Source organism: Ottowia sp. (genome assembly GCF_016703145.1).
GTDB lineage: Bacteria > Pseudomonadota > Gammaproteobacteria > Burkholderiales > Burkholderiaceae_C > Ottowia.
The window spans coordinates 1,243,322-1,264,962 of record NZ_JADJCO010000003.1; the positions used below are offsets into that span (position 1 = coordinate 1,243,322).

A 21,641-nucleotide genomic window follows, 5' to 3' on the forward strand; every position below is an offset into this window, starting at 1 on the left:
CGGGGCTTTTTACAATCGGGGCAGTTTATCTGGGACGTTTCGTTTTTCATGACCACTGTCGAACCCGCCTCCTTCCTGACCCTGCACTACCGCCTGGCCGGGCCGCAGGGCGATGTCATCAACACCTTCGGCGGCCCGCCGGCCACGCTGTCGCTGGGCGCGGGCGAGCTGTCGCCTGCGGTCGAGCAGCGGCTGATCGGGCTGGAGGAGGGCGTGCGCGCCACCTTCCAGATCCCGGCGGGCGAGGCCTTCGGCGAGCGCAACCCCGACATGGTGCAGTGGCTGGCGCGCAAGGAGCTGGACGCGATGGGCGACCCCGACGAGCGCTACGCCGTGGGCGAGGTGGTGCAGTTGCCCACGCCCGACGGGCAGGGCCAGTTCGCCGCCGTGGTGCAGGCCGTGCGCGAGGACGGCGCGCTGCGGCTGGACTTCAACCACCCGCTGGCGGGCCAGCCCGTGACGTTCGAAGTCCAACTGATCGGCGTGCTGTGATGGCCCACCCCCGTGTCTCCACTCGCTGCGCGATGTTGCGCCTCCCCCCTCCAGGGGGCGCGCCCGTTGGCTGGGGAAACCCCGGCCAGGAGCGCACTGGCGCGGCCTGTTCCGCGGCCATCGGCACCTTTTTGTTCGATGCCTCGCAGGTGGTGGCCGGCGTTGCGGGAGGCCGGGATGAATGAGCCTGCCGAAGTCCTGCTGGCCGCGCCGCGCGGCTTTTGCGCCGGCGTGGACCGCGCCATCGAGATCGTCGAGCGCGCCCTGGCCAAGTTCGGCGCGCCGATCCACGTGCGGCACGAGATCGTGCACAACACCTACGTGGTGAACGACCTCAGGGCCAAGGGCGCCGTCTTCATCGAGGACCTGGACGAGGTGCCGCCCGGCGCCACGCTGGTGTTCAGCGCCCACGGCGTGCCCAAGTCGGTCGAACGCGAGGCCGCCGCGCGCGGCTTTCGCGTGTTCGACGCCACCTGCCCGCTGGTGAGCAAGGTGCACGTCGAGGTGGCCAAGCTGCACCGCGAGGGCTACGAGTTCATCATGATCGGCCACAAGGGCCACCCCGAGGTCGAAGGCACCATGGGCCAGCTCGACAGCGGCATCCACCTGGTGGAGGACGTGGCCGACGTGGCGCGCATCCAGCCCGCGCAGCACGACAAGCTGGCCGTGGTGACGCAGACCACGCTGAGCGTGGACGACGCGGCCGAGATCGCCGCCGCCGTGAAGGCGCGATTTCCCAAGGTGCGCGAGCCCAAGCAGCAGGACATCTGCTACGCCACGCAGAACCGGCAGGACGCGGTCAAGCTGCTGTCGCGCGACGTGGACGTGGTGATCGTCGTCGGCAGCCCCACCAGCAGCAACAGCACCCGCCTGCGCGAGGTGGCGCGCAAGCTGGGCACCGACAGCCACATGATCGATGGCGCCGACGAGTTGCGGCCCGAATGGATCGCCGGCAAGGCGCGCATCGGCCTGACGGCCGGCGCCTCGGCGCCCGACATCCTGGTGCGCCAGGTGATCGAGCGGCTGCGCGCGCTGGGCGCGGTGTCGGTGCGCACGCTCGACGGCATCGAGGAAACGGTGAAGTTCCCGCTGCCCAAGGGGCTGAGGCTGGACGACGTGGCCGAGGTGAAGCTGGCGCACCTGCGCTGAACGGCGCAGGCCCGGCGTGGCTGCTGGGTTGCTATATAAAATATAGCTTTTGATGCAATGAGGGAGCGGGATTCCGGCACTTTTTGCTGAGAATCTGCCGCCTGGCGGGGCTGGACCCGGCGCGCCCGGCCGGCGAAGGCCCCCGCCTACAATCGGCGCCATGCTCGATCCCCTTCTGCTCCGCAAGGACCTGCCCGCCGTGCTGGCGCGCCTGGCCACCCGCAAGAACCCGCAGCCCTTCCTCGACGAAGCCGCCTTCACCGCGCTGGAGGCCGAACGCAAGCAACTGCAGACCCACACCGAGGATCTGCAGGCCCAGCGCAACGCCGCCAGCAAGCAGATCGGCCAGCGCAAGGCCAAGGGCGAGCCCGCCGACGACCTGATGGCCCAGGTGGCCGGCCTCAAGGACGAGCTGGACGCCTCCGCCGCGCGGCTCGACGCCCTGCAGGCCGAGCTGCACGCCTTGCTGCTGGCCGTGCCCAACCTGCCGCACGCCAGCGTGCCCGTCGGCGCCGACGAAACCGGCAACGTCGAGGTGCGGCGCTGGGGCGAGCCGCGCCGCTTCGACTTCCCGGTCAGGGACCACGTCGAGCTGGGCGAGCCGCTGGGGCTGGATTTCGAGACCGGCGCCAAGTTGGCCGGCTCGCGCTTCAATTTCATGCGCGGACCCATCGCGCGGCTGCACCGGGCGCTGGCGCAGTTCATGCTGGACGTGCAGACGCAGCAGCACGGCTACACCGAGTGCTACACCCCCTACATCGTCAACGCCGACACGCTGCGCGGCACCGGCCAGTTGCCCAAGTTCGAGGCCGACCTGTTCGCCGCCAAGAAAGGCGGGCAGGAAGGCGAGGGCGAAAGCCTGTACCTGATTCCCACCTCGGAGGTCTCGCTCACGAACCTGGTGCGCGGCGAGATCGTGGCCGAGGGCGATTTGCCCATCCGCCTGACCGCGCACACGCCGTGCTTCCGTTCCGAGGCCGGCAGCGCCGGGCGCGACACGCGCGGCATGATCCGCCAGCACCAGTTCGACAAGGTCGAGATGGTGCAGATCACCCACCCCGACCACAGCGACGACGCGCTGGAGCAGATGGTCGGCCACGCCGAGGCCGTGCTGCGGCAACTGGAGCTGCCCTACCGCGTGGTGCTGCTGTGCACCGGCGACATGGGCTTCGGCTCGGCCAAGACCTACGACCTGGAAGTGTGGGTGCCGGCGCAGGACATCTACCGCGAGATCAGCTCGGTGAGCAACTGCGAGGCCTTCCAGGCCCGCCGGATGCAGGCGCGCTTCAAGAACGCGCAGGGCAGGAACGAGCTGGTGCACACCCTCAACGGCTCGGGCCTGGCCGTCGGCCGCGCCCTGGTCGCCGTGCTGGAGAACCACCAGCAGGCCGACGGCGCCATCCGCATCCCGGCGGCGCTGCGGCCGTACCTGGGCGGGCTGGAGGAGCTTCGCGCGTGAACTGCTAGAATTCTAGATTCGACACGGATACACGGAGAGGTGGCAGAGTGGTCGAATGCGCCGGACTCGAAATCCGGTATACGGTTTACCGTATCGAGGGTTCGAATCCCTCCTTCTCCGCCAGAAACCCATGAAAAACGCGCCCTTGTGGCGCGTTTTTCATTCCTGTCCCTCGCTGTGAAGGGGCGCCGGGATGGGCACTGCGCCATCGCCCGCGGCACCGCGTCAGACGCTGCGATACCCGAGGGCAGCCCGCCAGCGCAGAATGACGTCGTGGTAGGCCGCATTGGCCAGCGGCGCGGCCAGTTCAGGGCCGAGGGCGATGGGGCGCTGGCGCTGACCCAGCAATTGGCTGAGCGCGGCGGCGGTGGTTTCGCCCTGCGCGTCGGCGCGCAGCGCGTAGAGGCGTGACGCGGTGGCCATCACCGTCTGCCCGCGCCGCGACAGCAGGTAGTCCAGCCACAGGCGGGCGGCGTTGGGGTGCGCGGCCTTGCCGTTGATGAGCAGCACGCGCGAGCTGACCAGGGTGTAGTCCTCGGGGAAGACCACGCCCAGCGATGGCTGGCGGCGGGCCTGCGCCACGGTGTAGGCGCCCAGCAGGTTCACGCCCAGCAATGCGCGACCTGTGGCGATCTGGCGCACCATGGCGTCGGTGGTCAGCAGCAGGCGGGCGCGGCCGTGGCCCAGGGCCTGCGCCGTGGCCCAGAATGCGTCGGTATTGGCGGCAATGTCCTGCGTGGCCAGGAAGTAGCCCAGGCCGGATTTCTGGATGTCGTAGCTCACCACCTTGCCGCTGGCGCGGTCGCCCTCGCGCGCCAGCCACTGCGCCAGCGCCGCGTGGCTGCGCGGCACCTGGGCCTCGGACAGCGAGGGCTTGTGGTGGGCGAACACCACGGGCTCGTAGGTGGTGGACCAGAGCCGGTCCTGCCATTGGGCCCAGGCCGGCAGATGCGCCTTCTCGGGCGAGTCGTAGGCCAGCGCGTGGCCGGCCGTGGCCAGGGCGACCATCTGGTCCATGGCCGAACTCCACAGCACGTCGGCGGCCTCGCGTCCGAGCTGGTTTTCGGCGATGAAGCGGTGGTACAGCTCGGTGCTGTTCAAGTCCTCGTAGGCGACGTTGATGCGCGGGTACATCCGCTTGAAGTCGGCCACCAGCGGCACGGCCACGCGCTCGTCGGTGGTGGAATGGACCGTGAGCCGCCCCTCGTCCTCGGCGGCGCGCACCGTGGCCGCATAGGCCTGGGGGTAGCCGGGCGGCGCCGCGCCGCGCACGGCGTAGCTCATCAATTCATTGTCATCCTCCGCCATCGCGGGTGCGGCCAGGGCGGGGGCCAGGCCCAGCGCCGCGAGCCTGCCCAGGGCGGATCGGCGTGAGAACGGGCGACTCGCGGGGCGCTGGGCGGGGCGGCGTTGCATCATGACTCCACCGGCACCAGCAGCAGCGGCTTGCGGGTGCGGCGCAGCACCTCCTGCGCCACCGAGCCGAACAGCAGGCCCGCCAGCAGGCCTTCGCCGCGCGAAGCCATCAGGATCAGGTCGGCCGAGCCGCGCTCGGCCTCGTCGAGGATGGCCTGCGGCACGTCGTCGCCCTCATGCACGATCAGCTCGGTGATGGGGCGCGTCGGCGCGTCGTCGCTGCGCACCGCGTAGAAGGCGGCCACCTGCGCCTCGATGTGCGCGCGGGCTCGCTTGGCGCGGTCGTCGTGGTACTGGTCCAGTCCCTGCTGCGGCACGTGCGCGGGCAGGTCGATCAGCGAGCGCTCGCGCTGGTCGTCGATCACGCTCAGCACCAGCAGCCGGGCGCCCAGGCGGTTGGCCAGGTTGATGGCGTGGGCCAGCGTGGCTTCGCAGCCCTCGCCCAGGCCGCAGGCGTACAGGATGGTGCGGATGTCGTGGTTCATGGCGTGCTCCCCACCAGCGGAATGACGCCCAGCACGAGCATCGCCGCCAGCATGACGACGGCGGCCGTCATCGCCCACAGCAGGGTGAAGCGCTGATGGTCGCCGAATTCCACCTTGGCCAGCCCCACCAGCAGGTAGGTCGAGGCCACCAGCGGGCTGAGCAGGTGCACCTGCTGGCCGACCAGCGAGGCGCGCGCGATCTCGACCGAGCCGATGCCGTAGACCGCCGCCGTCTTGGCCAGGATGGGCAGGATGCCGAAGTAGAACGCGTCGTTGGAGATGAAGAAGGTGAAGGGGATGCTCAGCACCGCCGTCACCACCGCCATGTAGGGCCCCATCCAGTCGGGCACCATGCCGATCACGCTGGTGGCGATGGCGTCCACCATCTTGGTGCCCGAGAGGATGCCCACGAAGATGCCGGCGGCGAAGATCAGCGACACCACCGGCACGATGTTGACGGCATGGGCTTCGATCCGCTCCTTCTGCTGCTGCAGCTTGGGGTAGTTGATCATCAGCCCGATGGCCGAGGCCACCATGAACAGCACCTGCAGCGGGAAGACGTCCATGATCAGCAGCGTCATCAGGCCCAGCGTCAGCAGGGCGTTGACCCACAGCAGCTTCGGGCGCGCCAGCTCGGGGTCGCCGCCGGTGACCTCGGCGATCGACTGGCTGCCGCTGGACATGCCATCGAGCCGGATGGCGCCGAGCCGGCGGCTTTCGCGCCGCCCGAGGATGAAGGCGACGAAGGTGCACCACAGGCCGGTGATGATCATGGGGCCGATCATGGGCACGAAGACCTGGCCCATTTCCACGCCCAGGGCGCTGACGGCGCGGGCCGTGGGGCCGCCCCAGGGCAGGATGTTCATGAGCTGGCCGGCCATCATCACCACGCAGGCCAGCACCAGGCGGTTCATGCCCAGCCGCTGGTACAGCGGCAGCATGGCGGCACAGGTGATCATGTAGGTGGTGGAGCCATCGCCGTCCAGCGACACGCCCGCCGCCAGCAGGAAGGTGCCCACCACGATCTTGGTGGGACTGCCGCCCACCAGCCGCAGCACCAGCTTCACGATGGGGTCGAACAGGCCCGCGTCGATCATGATGCCGAAGTACAGGATGGCGAACATCAGCATCACGCCGGTGGGCGCCAGCTTCTTGATGCCGTCCAGCATCATGGGCCCCAGCCCCATGCCGAAGCCCCCGAGGAGGCCGAAGGCGATGGGCACCAGGATCAGTGCAACCATCGCCGATAGGCGCTTGGTCATGATCAGCGCCATGAAGACGATGATCATGGCGTAGGCGAGGGCGGTCAGCATGTGTTGTCTCCGTTTTTTTGTTGCGCTGTTCGAACCTCGGCCCGACGATCAGCGTACCGATGGTAGCGCAACGCGCGGGGGTGCCCGCCGCCGGCGTGTGGCGGGGCCTGCACCGGAGGTCATTGCAGCAGCCCGCACAACGCCTTCAGATCCCGCACCACGGCGTGCGGACGCCGGGCGTCGTCCTGCGGCCAGGGGGCGCCGGCACGGTTGATCCAGGCCATCTGCATGCCGGCGGCCAGGGCACCGGTGCCGTCCAGGTGCGGGTCGTCGCCCACGTGCAGCACCTCGCCGGGCGCCGCGCCCGCCGCTTGCGCACCGGCGTGGAAGATGCGCGCATCGGGCTTGGCAATGCCCACCTGCGTCGCGCTCAGGCTGGCCTTGAAGTAGCGGCCGATGCCGATGCGGTGCACGTCCGCATTGCCGTTGGACACGGCCACCACCGGATAGCGAGCGGCCAGGAAGTCGAGCGCGGCCAGCGCATCGTCGAACAGATCCACGCGCTGGCGCTCGGCGAAGAAGAAGTCGAACGCCGGCCTGGCGAGCAGCGGATCGTCGCCCGCCTGCGTGAGCGCGAGACGGATCGACTCGCGCCGCAGCCCGCTCAGATCGTGCCGCAGGTCGGGCCGTTGCGCCTCCACCTGCGCGCGCACGGCGCGCAGCGCCTGGGCATCGCCGAACATCGCCGCCGTGGCGGGCGCATGCGTGGCCAGCCACCCGGCCAGCGCGCCTTCGGCTCGCTCGATCGTGGGCCACACGGGCCACAGGGTGTCGTCCAGGTCGAGGGTGATGGCGCGGATGCGCGCCACGTCGAGCGCTGCACGGGAGGGAAGGCGCGTGGGCATGCCGGAGAATAGCGCATGCCCTTTTTTCGTCCCGAACCCGCCCACGCCCGGGACCAGCCCGCGCGCACCGGCGTGCTGCTGTGCAACCTGGGCACGCCGGACGCGCCGACGCCCGCGGCCGTGCGCCGCTACCTGGCCGAGTTCCTGGGCGACCCGCGCGTGGTGGAGATCCCGCCCGCCGTCTGGAAGCCGCTGCTGCACGGCCTGATCCTGCGCACGCGCCCGGCCCGGTCGGCCGAGAAGTACCAGGCCATCTGGACGCCCGAGGGCTCGCCCCTGATGGTGTGGAGCCGCAAGCAGGCGGTGATGCTGCGCGGCTACCTGGGCGAGCGCGGGCACGACGTGAGCGTGCGCCTGGCCATGCGCTACGGTCAGCCGTCGGTGGCCTCGCAACTGGACGAGCTGAGGGCCCGCGGCTGCACCCGAGTCCTGGTGGTGACGCTGTACCCGCAGTACTCCGGCACCACCACGGCCAGCGTGATCGACGCCGTGGCCGACTGGGCGCGGCATGCGCGCCACGTGCCAGAGCTGCGCTTCGTCAACCGCTTCCACGACGACGAGGGCTACATCCGCGCCCTGGCGAGCGGGGTGCACCAGCACTGGCAGGCGCATGGCCGGCCGGAGCATCTGGTGATGAGTTTTCACGGCGTGCCCGAGCGCACGGCGGCGCTGGGCGATCCCTACGGCGACGAATGCCGCGAGACCGCCCGCCTGCTGGCCGGGCGGCTGGCGCTGCGGGACGGCGAGTGGACGCTGGCCTTCCAGTCGCGCTTCGGCAAGGCGAAGTGGCTGGAGCCGGCGACGCAGGCCGTGCTGGAGCAACTGGGCCGCGCTGGCACGCGGCGGGTCGACGTGGTCTGCCCCGGCTTCGTCAGCGACTGCCTGGAGACGCTGGAGGAGATCGCCATCGAAGGTCAGGCTGCCTTCAGGGCCGCGGGCGGGCAGGAGTTCCACTACCTGCCCTGCCTGAACGACCACCCTGCCTGGCTGGCCGCGCTCGCCGACATCGTGCAGGTGCATCTGCAGGGCTGGCCGACGCGGGGGCGCCGCGCCGAGGCGGCGGCCGGCCTGGCCAGATAGCTATTATTTTAATAGCTATTGGCGCAATGCGGGCGCTGGTTCCATGGCTTATTCGTTCAAATGGTGGCCGATCCGCCCGCCTGTTCGACGCGCTCGATGAAGCCGCTCACCAGCGCCAGTTGATTCGGCACGTTCAGCGCCGGCGCGTGCTCGCGGGCGGGCACCTCCACCCACTCGAAGCCGCCCCGCACGCCGGGGCCGCGCGTGCGCATCTGCTCGGCCGTCTCGCGCAGCACCAGGTCGGATTCGGCGCCGCGCAGCAGCAGCACCGGCACCTGCAGCGCGTCATAGTGGTGCCAGATCAGGTAGTCGTCGGGGTAGTGCGTGAACTGGGCGACGATGGCCGGGTCGTGGTGCGTCGTCACGCGGCCGTCGGGCAGGCAGGCTTCCGGCGCGGTCACCGTGTCGAAGGCGGGCGGCGGGCCGGCGCTGGCCATGATGCGCTCGATGGCCGGCGGCGCCAATCGCGGCGCGCTGTCGTCCAGCACCAGGCTCTGGATGCGGCGCTTCAGCTCCGGCTCGAAATAGCCTGAGGCCCCCACCATGCCGATGGCGCCGCCCATCGAGGTGCCGACCCAGTGGCAGCGCTCGATGCCCAGCTGCGCCAGCAGCTCGCGCGCCAGGCGGGCATGGAAGGCCAGGCAGTACTCGTCCTTCGGATGGCGCGCCCACTGGCTCAGGCCGTGGCCCAGGGTGTCGGGACAGAGCACGCGCCAGCCGTGCGCTGACAGGTGCGCGGCCAATGCGTCCATGTCGCGCCCGGAGCGCGCCAGCCCGTGCCAGGCGACGACAGTGCCGCGCGCCGCGCCGCCGCCGCCAGGCTGCCAGTCCGTGCAGTGGATTTCGCGGCCGGCGCAGCGCAGGTCAAGGGACGAGGCGGGCATCGGCGCATGTTAGCGCCAGGCATCCCGCGCCGGCGTCATTCGGCCGCGATGCCGGCGGCCTCGACGATGCGCTCGAACTTGGCCGATTCGACCTTGATGAAGTCGCGGAACTGCTGCGTCGTCATCGGCGACACCTCGCCGCCCTGGTCCTGCAGGCGCTTGGCCAGCTCGGGCTTTTTCAGGGCGTCGTTGACGGCGCCATTGAGCTTCTGCTGCACGGCGTCCGGCGTGCCGGCGGGAGCGAACAGGCCGAACCAGTTCTCCAACTGGTATTTGGCCAGCGGGGCGTATTCGGCGATGGCCGGAATGTTCGGCGCGAACGCGGTGCGCCGGGCGGACGTGACCGCGATCGGCTTGACCTTGCCGTCCTGGATGAAGCCCTTGGCCGCCGTGTAGCTGACGAAGGTGAACGGCACCGTGCCCGCCACCACGTCCACGAGTTGCCCCGACGCGCCCTTGTACGGGGCGTGGACCATCTTGATGCCGGCCATCTCTTCCAGCAGCGCGCCGTTGAGGTGCTGGGGGGTTACCAATGCCGCTGGAGGAGTACGTCACCTGGCCGGGGTTCTTGCGCGCATGGTCCACCAGTTGCTCGATGGTGTTGGGCGCGAACGCTTTGGAGGCCACCAGCACGTTGGGCACCTTGGTGACCAGGGCGATCGGCGCCAGGTCCTTCGCCGGCGAGTACTGCATCTGCTTCTTGTGGACGAAGGCGTTGATGGCGGTCTCGCCGGCCGAGCCCATGAGCAGTGTGTACCCGTCGGGCGTGCCCTTGGCCACGGCGCGGGCGCCGATCATGCCGCTGGCGCCGGGCTTGTTGTCGACGATGACGTTCTGCTTCAGCGACGCGCGCAATTCCTCGGCCAGCAGGCGCGCCATCGTGTCCACGCCGCCGCCGGCCGAGAACGGCACCACGATGGTGATCGTCCGGCCGGGATAGTCTTGCGCACTGGCCAGCGCCGACAGGCTCAAGGTGCCGATGGCGGCGAGACTGGCAAGGGCGAAGCGGCGGCGATGAGTGTGCATGGAGGTCTCCTGACAGGAAAAAAATGGAATCAGCAAAAGAGATTAATTGCACTTTATATATAACATATGCAAAATGCAAGGCATGAACGAATTGCTTGACGACATTCCGATGGCGACGCTCGACCACGGCGGCGAGAGTCATGTGCTGGTCGATCTGCCCGCCCTGCTCGGCGAGCAGTTGCCGCGCCTGCCCGTGGTGCTGCGCCTGCTGGCCGAGAACGCCGCGCGCCACATGGCGGGCGAGGAGCGGCGCGAGGCACTGAAGGCCATCCTCGATTGGCTCGGTACGGGCAGCAGCGAGCGCGAGATCGCCTTCCAGCCCGGCCGTGTGCTGATGCACGACACCACCAGCACCCCGGCGCTGGTGGACGCCGCCGCGATGCGCGACGCGTTGGCCGAGGCGGGCGTCGATCCCACGGTGCTGAACCCGGTGCTGCCGGTCGACGTGTCGGTCGATCACTCGCTCGCCGTCGAGGCCTACGCGCGCGCCGGCGCGGCGATGGAGAACATGCGGCACGAGATCCGCCGCAACGCCGAGCGCTATCGCTTCCTGCGCTGGGCGTCCAAGGCGCTAAAGGGCGTGCGCATCCACCCGCCGGGCACGGGGATCATGCACACCATCAACCTGGAGCAGCTCGCCACCGTGGTGACGGTGCAGGAGCGCGGCGGCCGGCGCTGGCTGGCGCCCGACATGATGATCGGCACCGACAGCCACACGCCCATGGTCAACGGCATCGGCGTGCTGGGCTGGGGCGTTGGCGGGCTGGAGGCGCAGACCGTGATGTTCGGCATGCCGACCATGCTGCGCATTCCGGACGTGGTGGGCGTGCGGCTGGCGGGGCAACTGCCGCCGGGCGTGCTGGCCACCGACCTGGCGCTCACCGTGACGCAGCGGCTGCGGCAACTGGACGTGACCGGCGATTTCGTCGAGTTCTTCGGTCCCGGCGTGTCCACCCTCACGGCCGGCGACCGCGCCGTGGTCGCCAACATGGCGCCCGAGTACGGGGCCACCACGGGCTTTTTCCCCGTGGACCGGCAGACCCTGGACTACCTGCGCGCCACGGGCCGCTCGGCCAACCACCTGACGCTGGCCGAGGCGTACCTGAAGCGGGCCGGCCTGTGGTTCGACCCCGCCGCCGCGCCGCGCTACACGCGGGTGCTGGAGATCGACCTGGGTCGCATCGGCATGCACGTCGCCGGCCCGCGGCGCCCGCAGGATCTGCTGGACTATTCGCGCACGGGCGAAGCGCTCCGGGCCGTGGGCTTCGAGCCGCGGCCGGGGGCGTCGGCGGCGCTGCCGCGCCACCCGGTGGCGCTGGCCGCCATCACCAGTTGCACCAACACGTCGGATCCGGCGCTGCTGATCGCCGCCGGCCTGCTGGCGCGCAAGGCGGGAGCGCGTGGCCTGAAGGTGCCGCCATGGGTCAAGACGTCGATGGCCCCCGGCTCGCCGGCGGCGGCGTCGTACCTGGCCCGCGCCGGCCTGGCCGGAGATCTGGAGGCCGTCGGCTTCGGCATCGTGGGCTATGGCTGCACCACGTGCATCGGCAATTCGGGCCCCTTGACCGAGCCCATCGTGCAGGCGCAGGCCACGGGGGCGGGCAAGGCCGTGGCCATCCTGTCCGGCAACCGCAACTTCCCCGGCCGCGTGCACCCGGACATCGAGCTGAGCTTCATCATGTCGCCGCCACTGGTCGTCGCCTTCGGCCTGGCGGGCGACGCGGCACGCAACCTGGCCGAGGAGCCGGTACAGGTCGCGCCCGATGGCCGTCCGGTGTACCTGCGCGAACTCTGGCCCACCCCTGAGGAGATCGCCGCGCACCTGCGGCAGGGGCTGGCGCCGGCCGACTTCCGGCGCGATTTTCAGGTGGCGGCCGGCAACCCCCTCTGGACGGCGCTGGAGGCGCCGGGTGGTGCGCTGTTCCCCTGGGACGAGCGCTCGACCATCCTGCGCCGCCCACCGTTCGCCGCGGTGACGGAGGGCAGCCAACTCGGCCACTACACGGCCTACCCCTTGCTGGTGCTCGGCGACGACGTGACGACCGACCACATCTCCCCGGCCAGCGCCATCCCGCCCGACAGCCTGGTCGCCGACTTCCTCGTCGAGCGTGGCGACGACCGCAGCGACCTCAACGTGTTCGCGTCGCGGCGCGGCAACTGGGAGGTGATGATGCGCGCCGCGTTCCACAGCAAGGCGCTGGTGAACCTGCTGCGGCCTGGCATGCCCGTCGCCCACACGCTGCACATGCCTTCCGGGGACGTGGCGCCGATCTGGGAGGTGGCCCGGCGCCATCGCGACGCCGGCGAGGCGGTGGTGCTGGTGGCCGGCGAGCGCTACGGCATGGGCTCCTCGCGCGACTGGGCGGCCAAGGGGCAGCGCTTGCTGGGCATTCGCGCCGTGCTGGCGGTGAGCTACGAGCGCATCCACCGCTCCAACCTGATCGGCATGGGCATCCTGTCCCTGCTGCTGCCGGACGGCGTGAACCCGGAAACGCTCGCCATCCAGCCCGGCGATCGCCTGGAGGTCCGGGCGGACGCCCGGGAACTGGCGCCGCGCGCCATGGTTGCCTTGACACTGCACCGCGCCGACGGCCGCACCGAGCGCTTCCAGGCTCGCGCGGCGATCGAAACCCAGCTGGAGGTCGAGCAGCTCAGGGACGGGGGCGTCATGCCGTCGATCCTCAAGAAGACCCTCCAGGCCCACCATGGCGGTGCTGACGTTGCGGCATGAATGGGTGCCTGGCGGCAGGGCAGAATCCGGGTTCCATGGACCCCGGCAAGCCGCTTTCCGCCCAGATCATCGAGCTCATCCAGACCGACGGCCTGGAGGTGGGCAGCCACTTGCCCGCGCAGCTGCTGGCCGATCGGCTGCGGGTGTCGCGCACGCCCATCAACGATGCGCTGGCGCTGCTGCAGGCCCATGGCGTGGTCGAGAGGCAGAAGAATCGGGGCTATTTCGTGGCGCAGCCGGTGGATTTGGCTGAAGTGGCCGAGCAGGTGGCGCGCCAGGCTTCGGACGACGACGTCGTGTCCGGCGCCTATTTCCGCATCGCGGACGATCTGTTCAAGGGCGAGCTGCCGCGCGAGGTGTCGGAGGTGCTGCTCCGCAGCCGCTACGCGCTCACGCTGGCGCAGCTCAACGCGGTGCTGCACCGCATGGCGCAGGAAGGCTGGGTGCGGAAGAAGCGCGGCTACGGCTGGGAGTTTCAGGCCATGCTGACCACGCCCGAGAGCCTGCTGCAGTCCTATCGCCTGCGCCTGGCGCTGGAGCCCGCGGCTCTGCTGGAGCCCGGCTACGCCATCGATCCGGAAGTCATCGAACGCTGCCGCGCCGCCGAGCATCGCCTGCTGGAGGGAGCGATCGAGACCGACACGCCCGACCAACTGCACGAACGCGGCGTGCGCTTCCACGAATCGATCATCGAAGCCTCGGGCAACCCCTTTTTCATCGACGCGATCCGCCGCGTCAACCGCATCCGGCGCCTGATCTCGTACCGCTTCATGCAGGACCGCCGGCGCTACAAGGAGCATTGCCGCCAGCACCTGCGCATCCTCGACCTGCTGGAGGCAGGCCGCAACGACGAGGCATCGGCCGAGCTGCGCCGGCACCTCGAACGCACCCTCACCAACCACCAGAAGATCAGCCGCATCCTGAAACCATGAGCACTTCACCCGCCATCGTCCAAGCTTTCGCGCCCACGGGCCAGCTCCGTGCGTCCATCAACCTGGGCAATCCCATCCTCGCCAACCGGGACCCGGCCACGGGCCAGCCGTTCGGCGTGTCCATCGACTTGGCCCGGGGCCTGGCGCAGGCCCTGGGCGTCGGGATAGAACTGGTGGTGTTCGACGCCGCCGGCAAGTCGGTCGAGGCGGTGGAGCAGGGGCGCGCCGACATCGGCTTCTTCGCCATCGATCCCAAGCGGGGCGAGCACATCGCGTTCACAGCGCCCTACGTCCTGATCGAGGGCAGCTACCTGGTGCGCGAAGACTCGCCCCTGCGGTCGAACGACGAGGTGGACCGGGCCGGCACGCGAGTCGTGGTCGGCAAGGGCAGCGCGTACGACCTGTTCCTCACGCGCGAGCTGAAGGCGGCCGAGATCGTGCGCGCGCCCACCTCGCCGGCCGTGGTGGATGTGTTCGTCGAGCAGCAGGCGGCGGTCGCCGCCGGCGTGCGCCAGCAACTGCAGGCCGACCTGGCGCGTTTGCCTGGCCACCGGCTGCTGCCGGGGCGCTTCATGGTGATCCAGCAGGCCATGGGTGTGCCGAAGTCGCGCGGCGCCGACGCGGCAGCCTTCCTGGCCGCCTACGTGGAGCGCATGAAGGCGAGCGGCTTCGTGGCCGAGGCGCTGGCGCGGCACGGCATCCAGGGCGCGTCGGTGGCGCCCGCGGCGGCGGGGGGCTGAGGCAGTGTTCGCCTACGTCGGCTCCCGCACCACGCGCGAGCGTCACGCGCGCGGCGATGGCATCAGCGTGTTCCGCCGCGATCCGGCCACGGGCGCGCTCGATCTGGTGCAGGTGCACGGCGATCTGGTCAACCCCTCGTTCCTGGCGCTCAACCGGGCCGCTACCCGGCTGTACGCGGTGCGCGGCGACGGCGAAGACATGAGCGCCTTCGCCGTCGATCCCGCCACCGGCGGCATCCGCCTGCTGGGCCGCCAGTCGACCGGCGGGCGCAACCCCGTGCATCTGGCACTGGATTCGAGCGAGCGGTTTATCGTCGTCTCCAACCACCTCACCAGCAGCCTGGCCGTCCTGCCCTTGTCGGAGGACGGTGTCCCGCAGCCGCTGGCGCAACGAGTGCCGCTGGCAGGCGAACCGGGGCCGCACCGCAAGGAACAGCCCTTCGCCAAGCCCCACTTCAATCCGTTCGATCCGAGCGGCCGGTTCGTCGTGGTACCGGACAAGGGCGTGGACCGGGTGTTCAGCTTCCGCTTCGACAACGGCCGCCTGACGCCCGCCGCAAAACCCGAGGCCCTGGCGCGCGAGGGCGCTGGACCGCGCCACCTGGCGTTCCATCCCGTCCGGCCCTGGGCCTACGCCATCAATGAGCTGGACTCCACCGTCACCGCCTATGCCTTCGATCCGCGCGACGGGGCGCTGCAGCCCTTTCAGGTGGTGAGCGCGCTGTCGGACCGCTTCACCGGCAACAGCCGGGCCTCCGAAATCGAGGTGCATCCAGCGGGCCACGTCCTCTACGCATCGAATCGGGGCGAGGACAGCATCGCGGTGATGTCCGTCGATCCGGCCACGGGCCGGCTGGCGCTGGTGCAGACCATGCCCTCGGGCGGCACGACGCCGCGCTTCTTCGCGGTGGCGCCGGAGGGCCGCTGGCTCTACGTGCTCAACGAGGACAGCGACGCCATCGTCCTGCTGCGGGTAGAGCAGGGGACGGGGCGGCTCATCGGGACGGGGCAAGCCTGGCGCTGCGGCAGCTCCGTGTGCATGGTGTTCTCGCGGACGCCCATGACGGCCGGGGGCTGAGGCGCCCTCAGGCCGCGCGGCGCTGCCACCAGCGCATCGTGCGGGGCAGCACCTGCACGCTGACGCCGAAGTCGCGGTCCACCAGCGCATGCCTTCGCTGGCGCCGGCGAACATGGAGCGCGCGGCCAGATCCAGGATGCTGGCGGCGTCGCGCGGCAGCGCGGGCGAGGCGGGCGTTTGAACGGCGGGCATGCGAGCAAAGGCAGCCTGCGCGGAGGATCTAAAAATACCCGGACAAAATAATTAAATCCGGGTAAAATTTGTGCATGAACACGATCTTTCAATCCCGCTACACGGCCTTCGCGGACGAGCGCATGGTTGCGCGCGGCTCGTATGCCGACATCGCACAGGCCTTGGCGGCGGGCGATGTCGGTGGCCCCGTCCTGGTCTTCGACGACGCCACCGGTGCCCCGGTGGACACGCCGCCGCGCCCCGAGCATGCGGCGCTGCTGGCGCGCATGGGCAGCGAAGCGTCAAGCGCACCGGCCACGGCCGGCGCCGATGAGGCACCGCGCCCATCGCCCGGCCGTCCGCGCCTGGGCGTGGTGGCGCGCGAAGTGACCTTGCTGCCACGCCATTGGGAATGGCTGTCCACGCAGCCCGGCGGCGCCTCGGCCGCCTTGCGCCGCTTGGTGGAGCAGGCCAGAAAATCCAGCGAACAGGTCGGCGACCGCCGCCAAGCGGGCGAGAGAAGCTACAAGTTCATGAGCGCCATCGCCGGCCACCGGCCCGAGTTCGAGGAGGCCGCGCGCGCCCTGTTCGCGGCGGACGTCCGCGCCTTCGCCGCTGGCATCGCGCCCTGGCCCCAGGATGTGCGCGCGCACCTGGAACGCCTGGCGCAAGGCGCCTTCGGCTCGCCAGCCGGCGAGCAGGCCGAGCCATGACCGCCAAACCTGTCAACGCCGGCGCCACACGCCCGCTGTGGCGCACCTACCTGGCCTTTCTGGGCCCCATGGTGCTGGCCAACATCCTGCAATCGCTTTCGGGCAGCGTGAACGCGGTCTACATCGGCCAGATGCTGGGCACCGCCGCGCTGGCCGCCGTGGCGGGCATGTTCCCGGTGGTGTTCTTCTTCATCGCGCTGGTCATCGGCGTGGGCGCCGGCGCCTCGGTGTTGATCGGCCAGGCCTGGGGCGCGCGCGAGCCGCGCAAGGCCAAGGCCATCGCCGGCACCGCACTGGCGCTGGGCGGCCTGATCGGCCTGGCCGCCGCCGTGCTGGGCGAGCTGTTCGCGCGCCCCGCGCTGGCGGCGCTGGGCACCGCGCCCGAGCTGCTGCCCGACGCCGTGGCCTATGCGCGCGTGATGATGCTGAGCATGCCGCTGCTGCTGCTGTTCGTCCTGTTCACGCAGTTGCTGCGCGGCGTGGGCGACACGCTGACGCCGCTGCTGGCGCTGTGCCTGTCCACCAGCGTGGGCCTGCTGCTGACGCCGGCGCTGATCCAGGGCTGGCTGGGCCTGCCGAAGCTGGGCGTGGTCAGCGCGGCGGTGGCGGGCTGGGTGTCGTTCGCCGTGGCGCTGGCCTTCCTCTGGTTTTATCTGCGGCGCAAGCGCCATCCGCTGGCGCCGGATGCCGCGCTGCTGCGCGCGCTGCGCATCAACCCGGCGCTGCTGCGCGCGGTGCTGCGCATCGGCGTGCCGACCGGCGTGCAGATGGTGACCATCGCCATGGCCGAACTGACCATTCTGGGCCTGGTCAACGGCTACGGCGCCGACGCCACGGCCGCCTACGGCGCGGTGAACCAGATCGTCAACTACGTGCAGTTCCCGGCGCTGTCGATCGCCATCACGGCGTCGATCCTGGGCGCGCAGGCCATCGGCGCCGGCCGCACCGAGCGCCTGTCGCCCATCGTGCGCACCGGCCTGCTGCTGAACCTGGTGCTGACGGGCAGCCTGGTGCTGCTGGGCTACGCGTTGTCGCGCCGGCTGCTGGGCTTCTTCCTGACCACGCCGCACGTGCTGGAGATGGCGCAGACCCTGCTGCACGTGATGCTGTGGTCCAGCGTGGTGTTCGGCATGCAGGCGGTGGTGGCCGGCGTCATGCGCGCCAGCGGCACGGTGTGGGTGCCGACGGGCATCGCCATCGCCTCGATCCTGCTGGTGCAGCTGCCGGCGGCGCACGCGCTGTCGGCGCGCTTCGGGCTGCAGGGGGTGTGGATGTCGTACCCGGTGGTGTTCAGCGTGATGCTGGCCCTGCAGAGCGCCTTCTACCTGCTGGTGTGGCGCTACCGCGGGATCGAGCGGCTGGTCTGAACGCGGCTCAGGCCGCGTGCCGCCGCATCACCCGCGGCAGAATCAGCACCGCCAGGATGACCACGATCAGCACGACCGAGACCGGCCGCTCGACGAACACGCTCCACTTGCCCTCGCCGATCGACAGCGCGTTGCGCATCTGCGCCTCGGCCAGCGGCCCCAGGATCATGCCCACCACCACCGGCGCGGTCGGGAAGTCGAAGCGCCGCATCAGCACGCCGATGGCGCCGATGGCGTACAGCAGGAACAGATCGAACGTGCTTTGCCGCATGCCGTAGGCGCCCACGGTGGCGAAGATCAGGATGCCGGCGTACAGCTGCGGCTTGGGGATCTTCAGCAGCTTCACCCACAGGCCCACCATCGGCAGGTTCAGCACCAGCAGCATGACATTGCCGATGTACAGCGACGCGATCAGCGCCCACACCAGCGCGGCCGAGGTGGTGAACAGCTGCGGCCCCGGCTGGATGCCGTAGTTCTGGAACGCGCCCAGCAGGATGGCGGTGGTGTTGCTGGTGGGGATGCCCAGCGTCAGCAGCGGGATCAGCGCGGCGGTGACGGTGGCGTTGTTGGCCGCCTCGGGCCCGGCCACGCCCTCGATGGCGCCCCGGGTGCCGAACTCGGCGCGGTCCTCGCCCTTGGCCAGCTTCTTCTCGGTGGCGTAGCTGAGGAAGGTCGGGATCTCCGTGCCGCCGGCCGGGATGCAGCCGAAGGGCGTGCCGATGGCCGCGCCGCGCAGCCACGCGGGCACGCTGCGGCGCCAGTCGCGCCGGCTCATGTGCACGCGCGTCAGGGTGTTCTGCGTCTCCGCGACCTTGCCCTCGAACAGCACGGCGTGCAGCACCTCGGCCACGGCGAACAGGCCCACGGCCACCAGCACGATCTCGATGCCGTCCAGGAACTCGGGCTTGCCGCCGGTGTAGCGCGGCTGGCCGCTGATCTGGTCCATGCCGACCAGGCCCACCGCCAGTCCGCTGAACAGCGCCGTGAGGCCGCGCACCGTGCTCTTGCCCAGCACCGCGCTCACGGTGGTGAAGGCCAGCACCATCAGCAGGAAGTATTCGGGCGGGCCCAGCTTGACGGCGTAGTCGGCCACCACGGGCGCGAACAGCGTGACCACCACGGTGGCGATGGTGCCGGCCACGAAGGAGCCGATGGCCGCCGTGGCCAGCGCCTGCCCGGCGCGGCCGCTCTTGGCCATCTTGTTGCCTTCCATCGCGGTGACCATGCTGGCCGTCTCGCCCGGCGTGTTGAGCAGGATGGAGGTGGTGGAGCCACCGTACATGGCCCCGTAGTAGATGCCGGCGAAGAAGATCATCGACGCCGTGATGTCCACCTTGGCGGTGATGGGCAGCAGCATGGCCACCGTGGTGGCCGGGCCGATGCCGGGCAGCACGCCCACGGCGGTGCCCAGGGCGCAGCCGAACAGCGCCCACAGCAGGTTGGTGACGGTGAGGGCGGTGGAAAAGCCCTGCAGCAGGAGGTTGACGGTGTCCATGGCCTGGGCGTCTCCCGCGTCAGATCCAGCCGCCGGCCGTGAGGCCCGGCAGGTTGATGGCCAGGAACTTGGTGAACAGCCAGTACACCGGCGCGGCGATGGCCAGCCCCGTGGCGATGTCCACCACCCAGGTGCGGTGCGGCTTGCCGAAGGCGCGCTTCAGGCCCTGCACCGCCAGCACGTAGGCCAGCGCGCAGCTCAGGATGAAGCCGATGCGCTCGATCAGCGCCGCGTTGAGCAGCAGGCCGGCCGAGACCCAGACGAAGCCTCGCCAGTCGGGGCCGGCATCGCCCGGCCCCACCTCCATCTCGCGGTAGCCGCCGGTGCGCGCCTCCCACAGCAGCACGGCGCCGCAGGCCATCAGCGCCAAGGCCACCACCCAGGGCAGAAAGTTCGCGCCCACGCCGCCGTAGCCGGCCTCGGACGGGATGTCCACGGCGCCCACCGCCAGGCCCGCGCCGACCAGGAAGACGAGCGCGCTGACCAGCGTCTCCCACCACCGCGCCTGGCCGGAGGGATGGTCAGGCTCGGGGTGGTCGGGCCGCATCTCCAGCGGCAGGTTGGGTCGCGGGCTCGTCATGCGGGGCTCCTCCGGCGGGGCAGGCCGCCCACGGGGGCGTGGGCGACGCCAGTAAACTATTTAATTGATAGCAACCAAGCGTTTATCCACGACGGCTTCGATGGATTTCTATTCAAAACAGAGTCAGACCATGCCGGCCTTGTGCATGATCGCCCGCAGGCTGGCGAACTCGGCCTCGACGAACTTGCCGAACTCGTCGCCCGTCAGCACGGCCGGCGTCCAGTCGTTCTTCTTCAGCGCTTCCTGCCACGACGCTGACTTGGTGGTGGCCACCAGGGCGTCGATCAGTCCCTTGTGCTGCGCGGGCGTGATGCCGGGGCCGCCGAACACACCGCGCCAGTTGCCGATCTCGACGTTGATGCCCTGCGCCTTCAGCGTTGGGATGCCGGCCAGCGTCTGCGGCGCGGTGCAGGCGATGGCCTTCATCTTGCCGGTGTTGATGTACTCGGCGAACTCCGACAGCCCGCTGCCGCCGACGGTGACGTTGCCGCCCAGGATGGCCGCCGTGGCCTCGCCGCCGCCGCGGAAGGCCACGTAGTTGATCTTGGCCGGGTCCACGCCCACCTCGCGCGCGATCATGGCCGCCGCGATGTGCTCGGTGGCGCCGCGCGAGCCGCCGCCCCACTTCACGCTGCCCGGGTCCTTCTTGAGCTGCGCCACCACGTCGGCCATGGTCTTGAGGGGCGAGTTGGCGGGCAGCACGAACACGTTGTACTCGGTCGTCAGGCGCGCCAGCGGCGTGGCCTGCATCAGGTTCAGCGGCGACTTGCTGGTGATCAGGCCGCCCAGCATCACCGCGCCCATCACCATCAGCTGGTTGGGGTCGCCCTTGGCGCTCGACAGGAAGGGCGCCAGGCCCAGCGCGCCCGCCGCGCCGCCCTTGTTGTCGTAGGTGACGGTGGCGGCCTGCTTGGCGTCCAGCAGCGCCTTGCCCAGGGCGCGGCCGGTGGCGTCCCAGCCGCCGCCGGGGTTGGCGGGGATCAGCATCCGCAGGTTGGCGCCCGCCTGCGCCCAGGCATCAGGCAGGGCGCCCGCGGCGGCGAGGGCGGCGAGGGATTTGAGAAACGTATCGCGGCGCATGGCAGGTCTCCTGAAAAATGGGGAATTCGAAGCCCCGCCATCATCGCGCGCGGCGGCGTGGTTGCGCGGGCGGATTCGTCAGGGAAAATACGTAATTCCATCACCACAGACGCCGACATGGCCGACCCGCTGGAGCGACAACGCATCGACAAATGGCTGTGGGCCGCGCGCTTCTTCAAGACGCGCGCCCTGGCCGTGGAGCAACTCGACCACGGCCGCGTGCTGGTCAACGGCGCCAGCGCCAAGCCCGCGCGCGAGGTCAAGCCCGGCGACACGGTGACCGTGCGCCAGGGTGCCGACGTGCGCGAGGTCGTCGTGCTCGCCCTGAGCGCGATGCGCGGCCCCGCGCCGGTGGCGCAGCGGCTGTACCAGGAGACGCCGCACAGCATCGCCGCGCGCGAGCAGGCCGGCCAGGCGCGCCGCCTGGCGCCCGAACCCGCCCACGCCATCGTCCAGGGGCGTCCCACCAAGCGCGACCGCCGCGCCCTCGACCAGCAGCAGCGCGGCGGCTGGGACGACCGGTGGTCGGCGGCGCTGGACGAGTGAGCTGGGGGTCGGCCCTGGGTCGTTCGACACTCAATTTTGATAGCTGGTGGCGCAATACC

20 protein-coding genes, 1 tRNA gene and 1 pseudogene are annotated in these 21,641 nt (G+C 70.3%); 12 read left to right on the forward strand and 10 right to left on the reverse strand.

Translation table 11 applies throughout. The features are described 5' to 3' along the window. Nucleotides 1–48: 48 nt before the first annotated feature. The 4 genes from IPG65_RS09695 to IPG65_RS09710 all read left to right on the forward strand — a co-directional run bounded on the left by IPG65_RS09695 (nucleotide 49) and on the right by IPG65_RS09710 (nucleotide 3,223). Nucleotides 49–492 carry an FKBP-type peptidyl-prolyl cis-trans isomerase gene (locus IPG65_RS09695; RefSeq protein WP_293188999.1) on the forward strand — a complete coding sequence of 148 codons (444 nt, stop codon included), beginning with the start codon at nucleotides 49–51 and terminating at the stop codon, nucleotides 490–492. A gap of 177 nt (nucleotides 493–669) precedes the next feature. Continuing rightward, complete coding sequence (gene ispH, locus IPG65_RS09700; RefSeq protein ID WP_293189000.1) at nucleotides 670–1,641, forward strand: 4-hydroxy-3-methylbut-2-enyl diphosphate reductase; 972 nt, start codon at nucleotides 670–672, stop codon at nucleotides 1,639–1,641. 160 nt (nucleotides 1,642–1,801) lie between these two features. Then, nucleotides 1,802–3,100 (forward strand): serine--tRNA ligase, encoded by a 1,299-nt coding sequence (gene serS / locus IPG65_RS09705; RefSeq protein ID WP_293189001.1) that lies wholly within the window; start codon nucleotides 1,802–1,804, stop codon nucleotides 3,098–3,100. 33 nt (nucleotides 3,101–3,133) lie between these two features. Continuing rightward, nucleotides 3,134–3,223: transfer RNA gene (locus IPG65_RS09710), tRNA-Ser, on the forward strand. Nucleotides 3,224–3,325: 102 nt separating this feature from the next. Here the strand turns inward: IPG65_RS09710 and IPG65_RS09715 are convergent. From IPG65_RS09715 to IPG65_RS09730, 4 genes are all read right to left on the reverse strand, one after another. Then, entirely contained in the window at nucleotides 3,326–4,516 is a 1,191-nt protein-coding gene (locus IPG65_RS09715) for an ABC transporter substrate-binding protein (protein WP_293189002.1), read from the reverse strand. After that, nucleotides 4,516–5,001, reverse strand: a complete 486-nt coding sequence (locus IPG65_RS09720) for a universal stress protein (protein ID WP_293189003.1) — start codon at nucleotides 4,999–5,001, stop codon at nucleotides 4,516–4,518. Before IPG65_RS09720 ends, IPG65_RS09715 begins: the two co-directional genes overlap by 1 nt. Beyond that, nucleotides 4,998–6,314 (reverse strand): citrate:proton symporter, encoded by a 1,317-nt coding sequence (locus IPG65_RS09725; RefSeq protein WP_293189004.1) that lies wholly within the window; start codon nucleotides 6,312–6,314, stop codon nucleotides 4,998–5,000. Before IPG65_RS09725 ends, IPG65_RS09720 begins: the two co-directional genes overlap by 4 nt. 119 nt (nucleotides 6,315–6,433) lie before the next feature. Beyond that, nucleotides 6,434–7,159 carry an HAD-IA family hydrolase gene (locus IPG65_RS09730; protein ID WP_293189005.1) on the reverse strand — a complete coding sequence of 242 codons (726 nt, stop codon included), beginning with the start codon at nucleotides 7,157–7,159 and terminating at the stop codon, nucleotides 6,434–6,436. A gap of 15 nt (nucleotides 7,160–7,174) precedes the next feature. Here IPG65_RS09730 and hemH point away from each other — a divergent pair, with 15 nt between their 5' ends. Next, the gene (hemH, locus tag IPG65_RS09735) at nucleotides 7,175–8,239 is read left to right on the forward strand and encodes a ferrochelatase (RefSeq protein ID WP_293189006.1); all 1,065 of its coding nucleotides are present in this window, start codon (nucleotides 7,175–7,177) and stop codon (nucleotides 8,237–8,239) included. A gap of 56 nt (nucleotides 8,240–8,295) precedes the next feature. Here the strand turns inward: hemH and IPG65_RS09740 are convergent, their stop codons facing one another. The 3 genes and pseudogenes from IPG65_RS09740 to IPG65_RS19345 form a co-directional block, all read right to left on the reverse strand. After that, entirely contained in the window at nucleotides 8,296–9,123 is an 828-nt protein-coding gene (locus tag IPG65_RS09740) for an alpha/beta fold hydrolase (protein ID WP_293189007.1), read from the reverse strand. Nucleotides 9,124–9,158: 35 nt separating this feature from the next. Next, a complete protein-coding gene (locus IPG65_RS19340; protein WP_366820368.1) occupies nucleotides 9,159–9,656 on the reverse strand; it encodes a tripartite tricarboxylate transporter substrate-binding protein in 498 nt (165 codons plus the stop codon). Between the two features lie 55 nt (nucleotides 9,657–9,711). After that, a pseudogene (locus IPG65_RS19345) lies at nucleotides 9,712–10,149 on the reverse strand (tripartite tricarboxylate transporter substrate-binding protein); the annotation flags it as partial. A gap of 109 nt (nucleotides 10,150–10,258) precedes the next feature. Here IPG65_RS19345 and acnA point away from each other — a divergent pair. The 6 genes from acnA (at nucleotide 10,259) to IPG65_RS09775 (ending at nucleotide 17,881) form a co-directional block, all read left to right on the forward strand. Beyond that, nucleotides 10,259–12,880: an aconitate hydratase AcnA gene (acnA, locus tag IPG65_RS09750; RefSeq protein ID WP_293190040.1), complete on the forward strand. Its 2,622-nt coding sequence runs from the start codon at nucleotides 10,259–10,261 to the stop codon at nucleotides 12,878–12,880. 35 nt (nucleotides 12,881–12,915) lie between these two features. Next, a complete protein-coding gene (locus IPG65_RS09755) occupies nucleotides 12,916–13,812 on the forward strand; it encodes a GntR family transcriptional regulator (RefSeq protein ID WP_293189008.1) in 897 nt (298 codons plus the stop codon). After that, nucleotides 13,809–14,552: an ABC transporter substrate-binding protein gene (locus IPG65_RS09760; RefSeq protein WP_293189009.1), complete on the forward strand. Its 744-nt coding sequence runs from the start codon at nucleotides 13,809–13,811 to the stop codon at nucleotides 14,550–14,552. The genes IPG65_RS09755 and IPG65_RS09760 overlap by 4 nt, the downstream gene beginning before the upstream one ends. A gap of 4 nt (nucleotides 14,553–14,556) precedes the next feature. Next, on the forward strand, nucleotides 14,557–15,630 hold the full coding sequence (locus tag IPG65_RS09765; RefSeq protein WP_293189010.1) for a lactonase family protein: 1,074 nt from the start codon (nucleotides 14,557–14,559) through the stop codon (nucleotides 15,628–15,630). Between the two features lie 266 nt (nucleotides 15,631–15,896). Further along, nucleotides 15,897–16,514 (forward strand): DUF2239 family protein, encoded by a 618-nt coding sequence (locus IPG65_RS09770; RefSeq protein WP_293189011.1) that lies wholly within the window; start codon nucleotides 15,897–15,899, stop codon nucleotides 16,512–16,514. Beyond that, nucleotides 16,511–17,881 (forward strand): MATE family efflux transporter, encoded by a 1,371-nt coding sequence (locus IPG65_RS09775; RefSeq protein WP_293189012.1) that lies wholly within the window; start codon nucleotides 16,511–16,513, stop codon nucleotides 17,879–17,881. The genes IPG65_RS09770 and IPG65_RS09775 overlap by 4 nt, the downstream gene beginning before the upstream one ends. A gap of 7 nt (nucleotides 17,882–17,888) precedes the next feature. Here the strand turns inward: IPG65_RS09775 and IPG65_RS09780 are convergent, their stop codons facing one another. The 3 genes from IPG65_RS09780 to IPG65_RS09790 all read right to left on the reverse strand — a co-directional run bounded on the left by IPG65_RS09780 (nucleotide 17,889) and on the right by IPG65_RS09790 (nucleotide 21,036). Next, nucleotides 17,889–19,376, reverse strand: coding sequence for a tripartite tricarboxylate transporter permease (locus IPG65_RS09780; protein ID WP_293189013.1), 1,488 nt, complete (start codon nucleotides 19,374–19,376; stop codon nucleotides 17,889–17,891). Between the two features lie 19 nt (nucleotides 19,377–19,395). After that, complete coding sequence (locus IPG65_RS09785) at nucleotides 19,396–19,923, reverse strand: tripartite tricarboxylate transporter TctB family protein (protein WP_293190042.1); 528 nt, start codon at nucleotides 19,921–19,923, stop codon at nucleotides 19,396–19,398. 156 nt (nucleotides 19,924–20,079) lie between these two features. Next, a complete protein-coding gene (locus IPG65_RS09790; RefSeq protein WP_293189014.1) occupies nucleotides 20,080–21,036 on the reverse strand; it encodes a tripartite tricarboxylate transporter substrate-binding protein in 957 nt (318 codons plus the stop codon). Nucleotides 21,037–21,153: 117 nt separating this feature from the next. Between IPG65_RS09790 and IPG65_RS09795 the strand changes: the two genes are divergently transcribed. Then, the gene (locus tag IPG65_RS09795) at nucleotides 21,154–21,582 is read left to right on the forward strand and encodes an RNA-binding S4 domain-containing protein (RefSeq protein ID WP_293189015.1); all 429 of its coding nucleotides are present in this window, start codon (nucleotides 21,154–21,156) and stop codon (nucleotides 21,580–21,582) included. The last annotated feature ends 59 nt before the right edge of the window (nucleotides 21,583–21,641 follow it).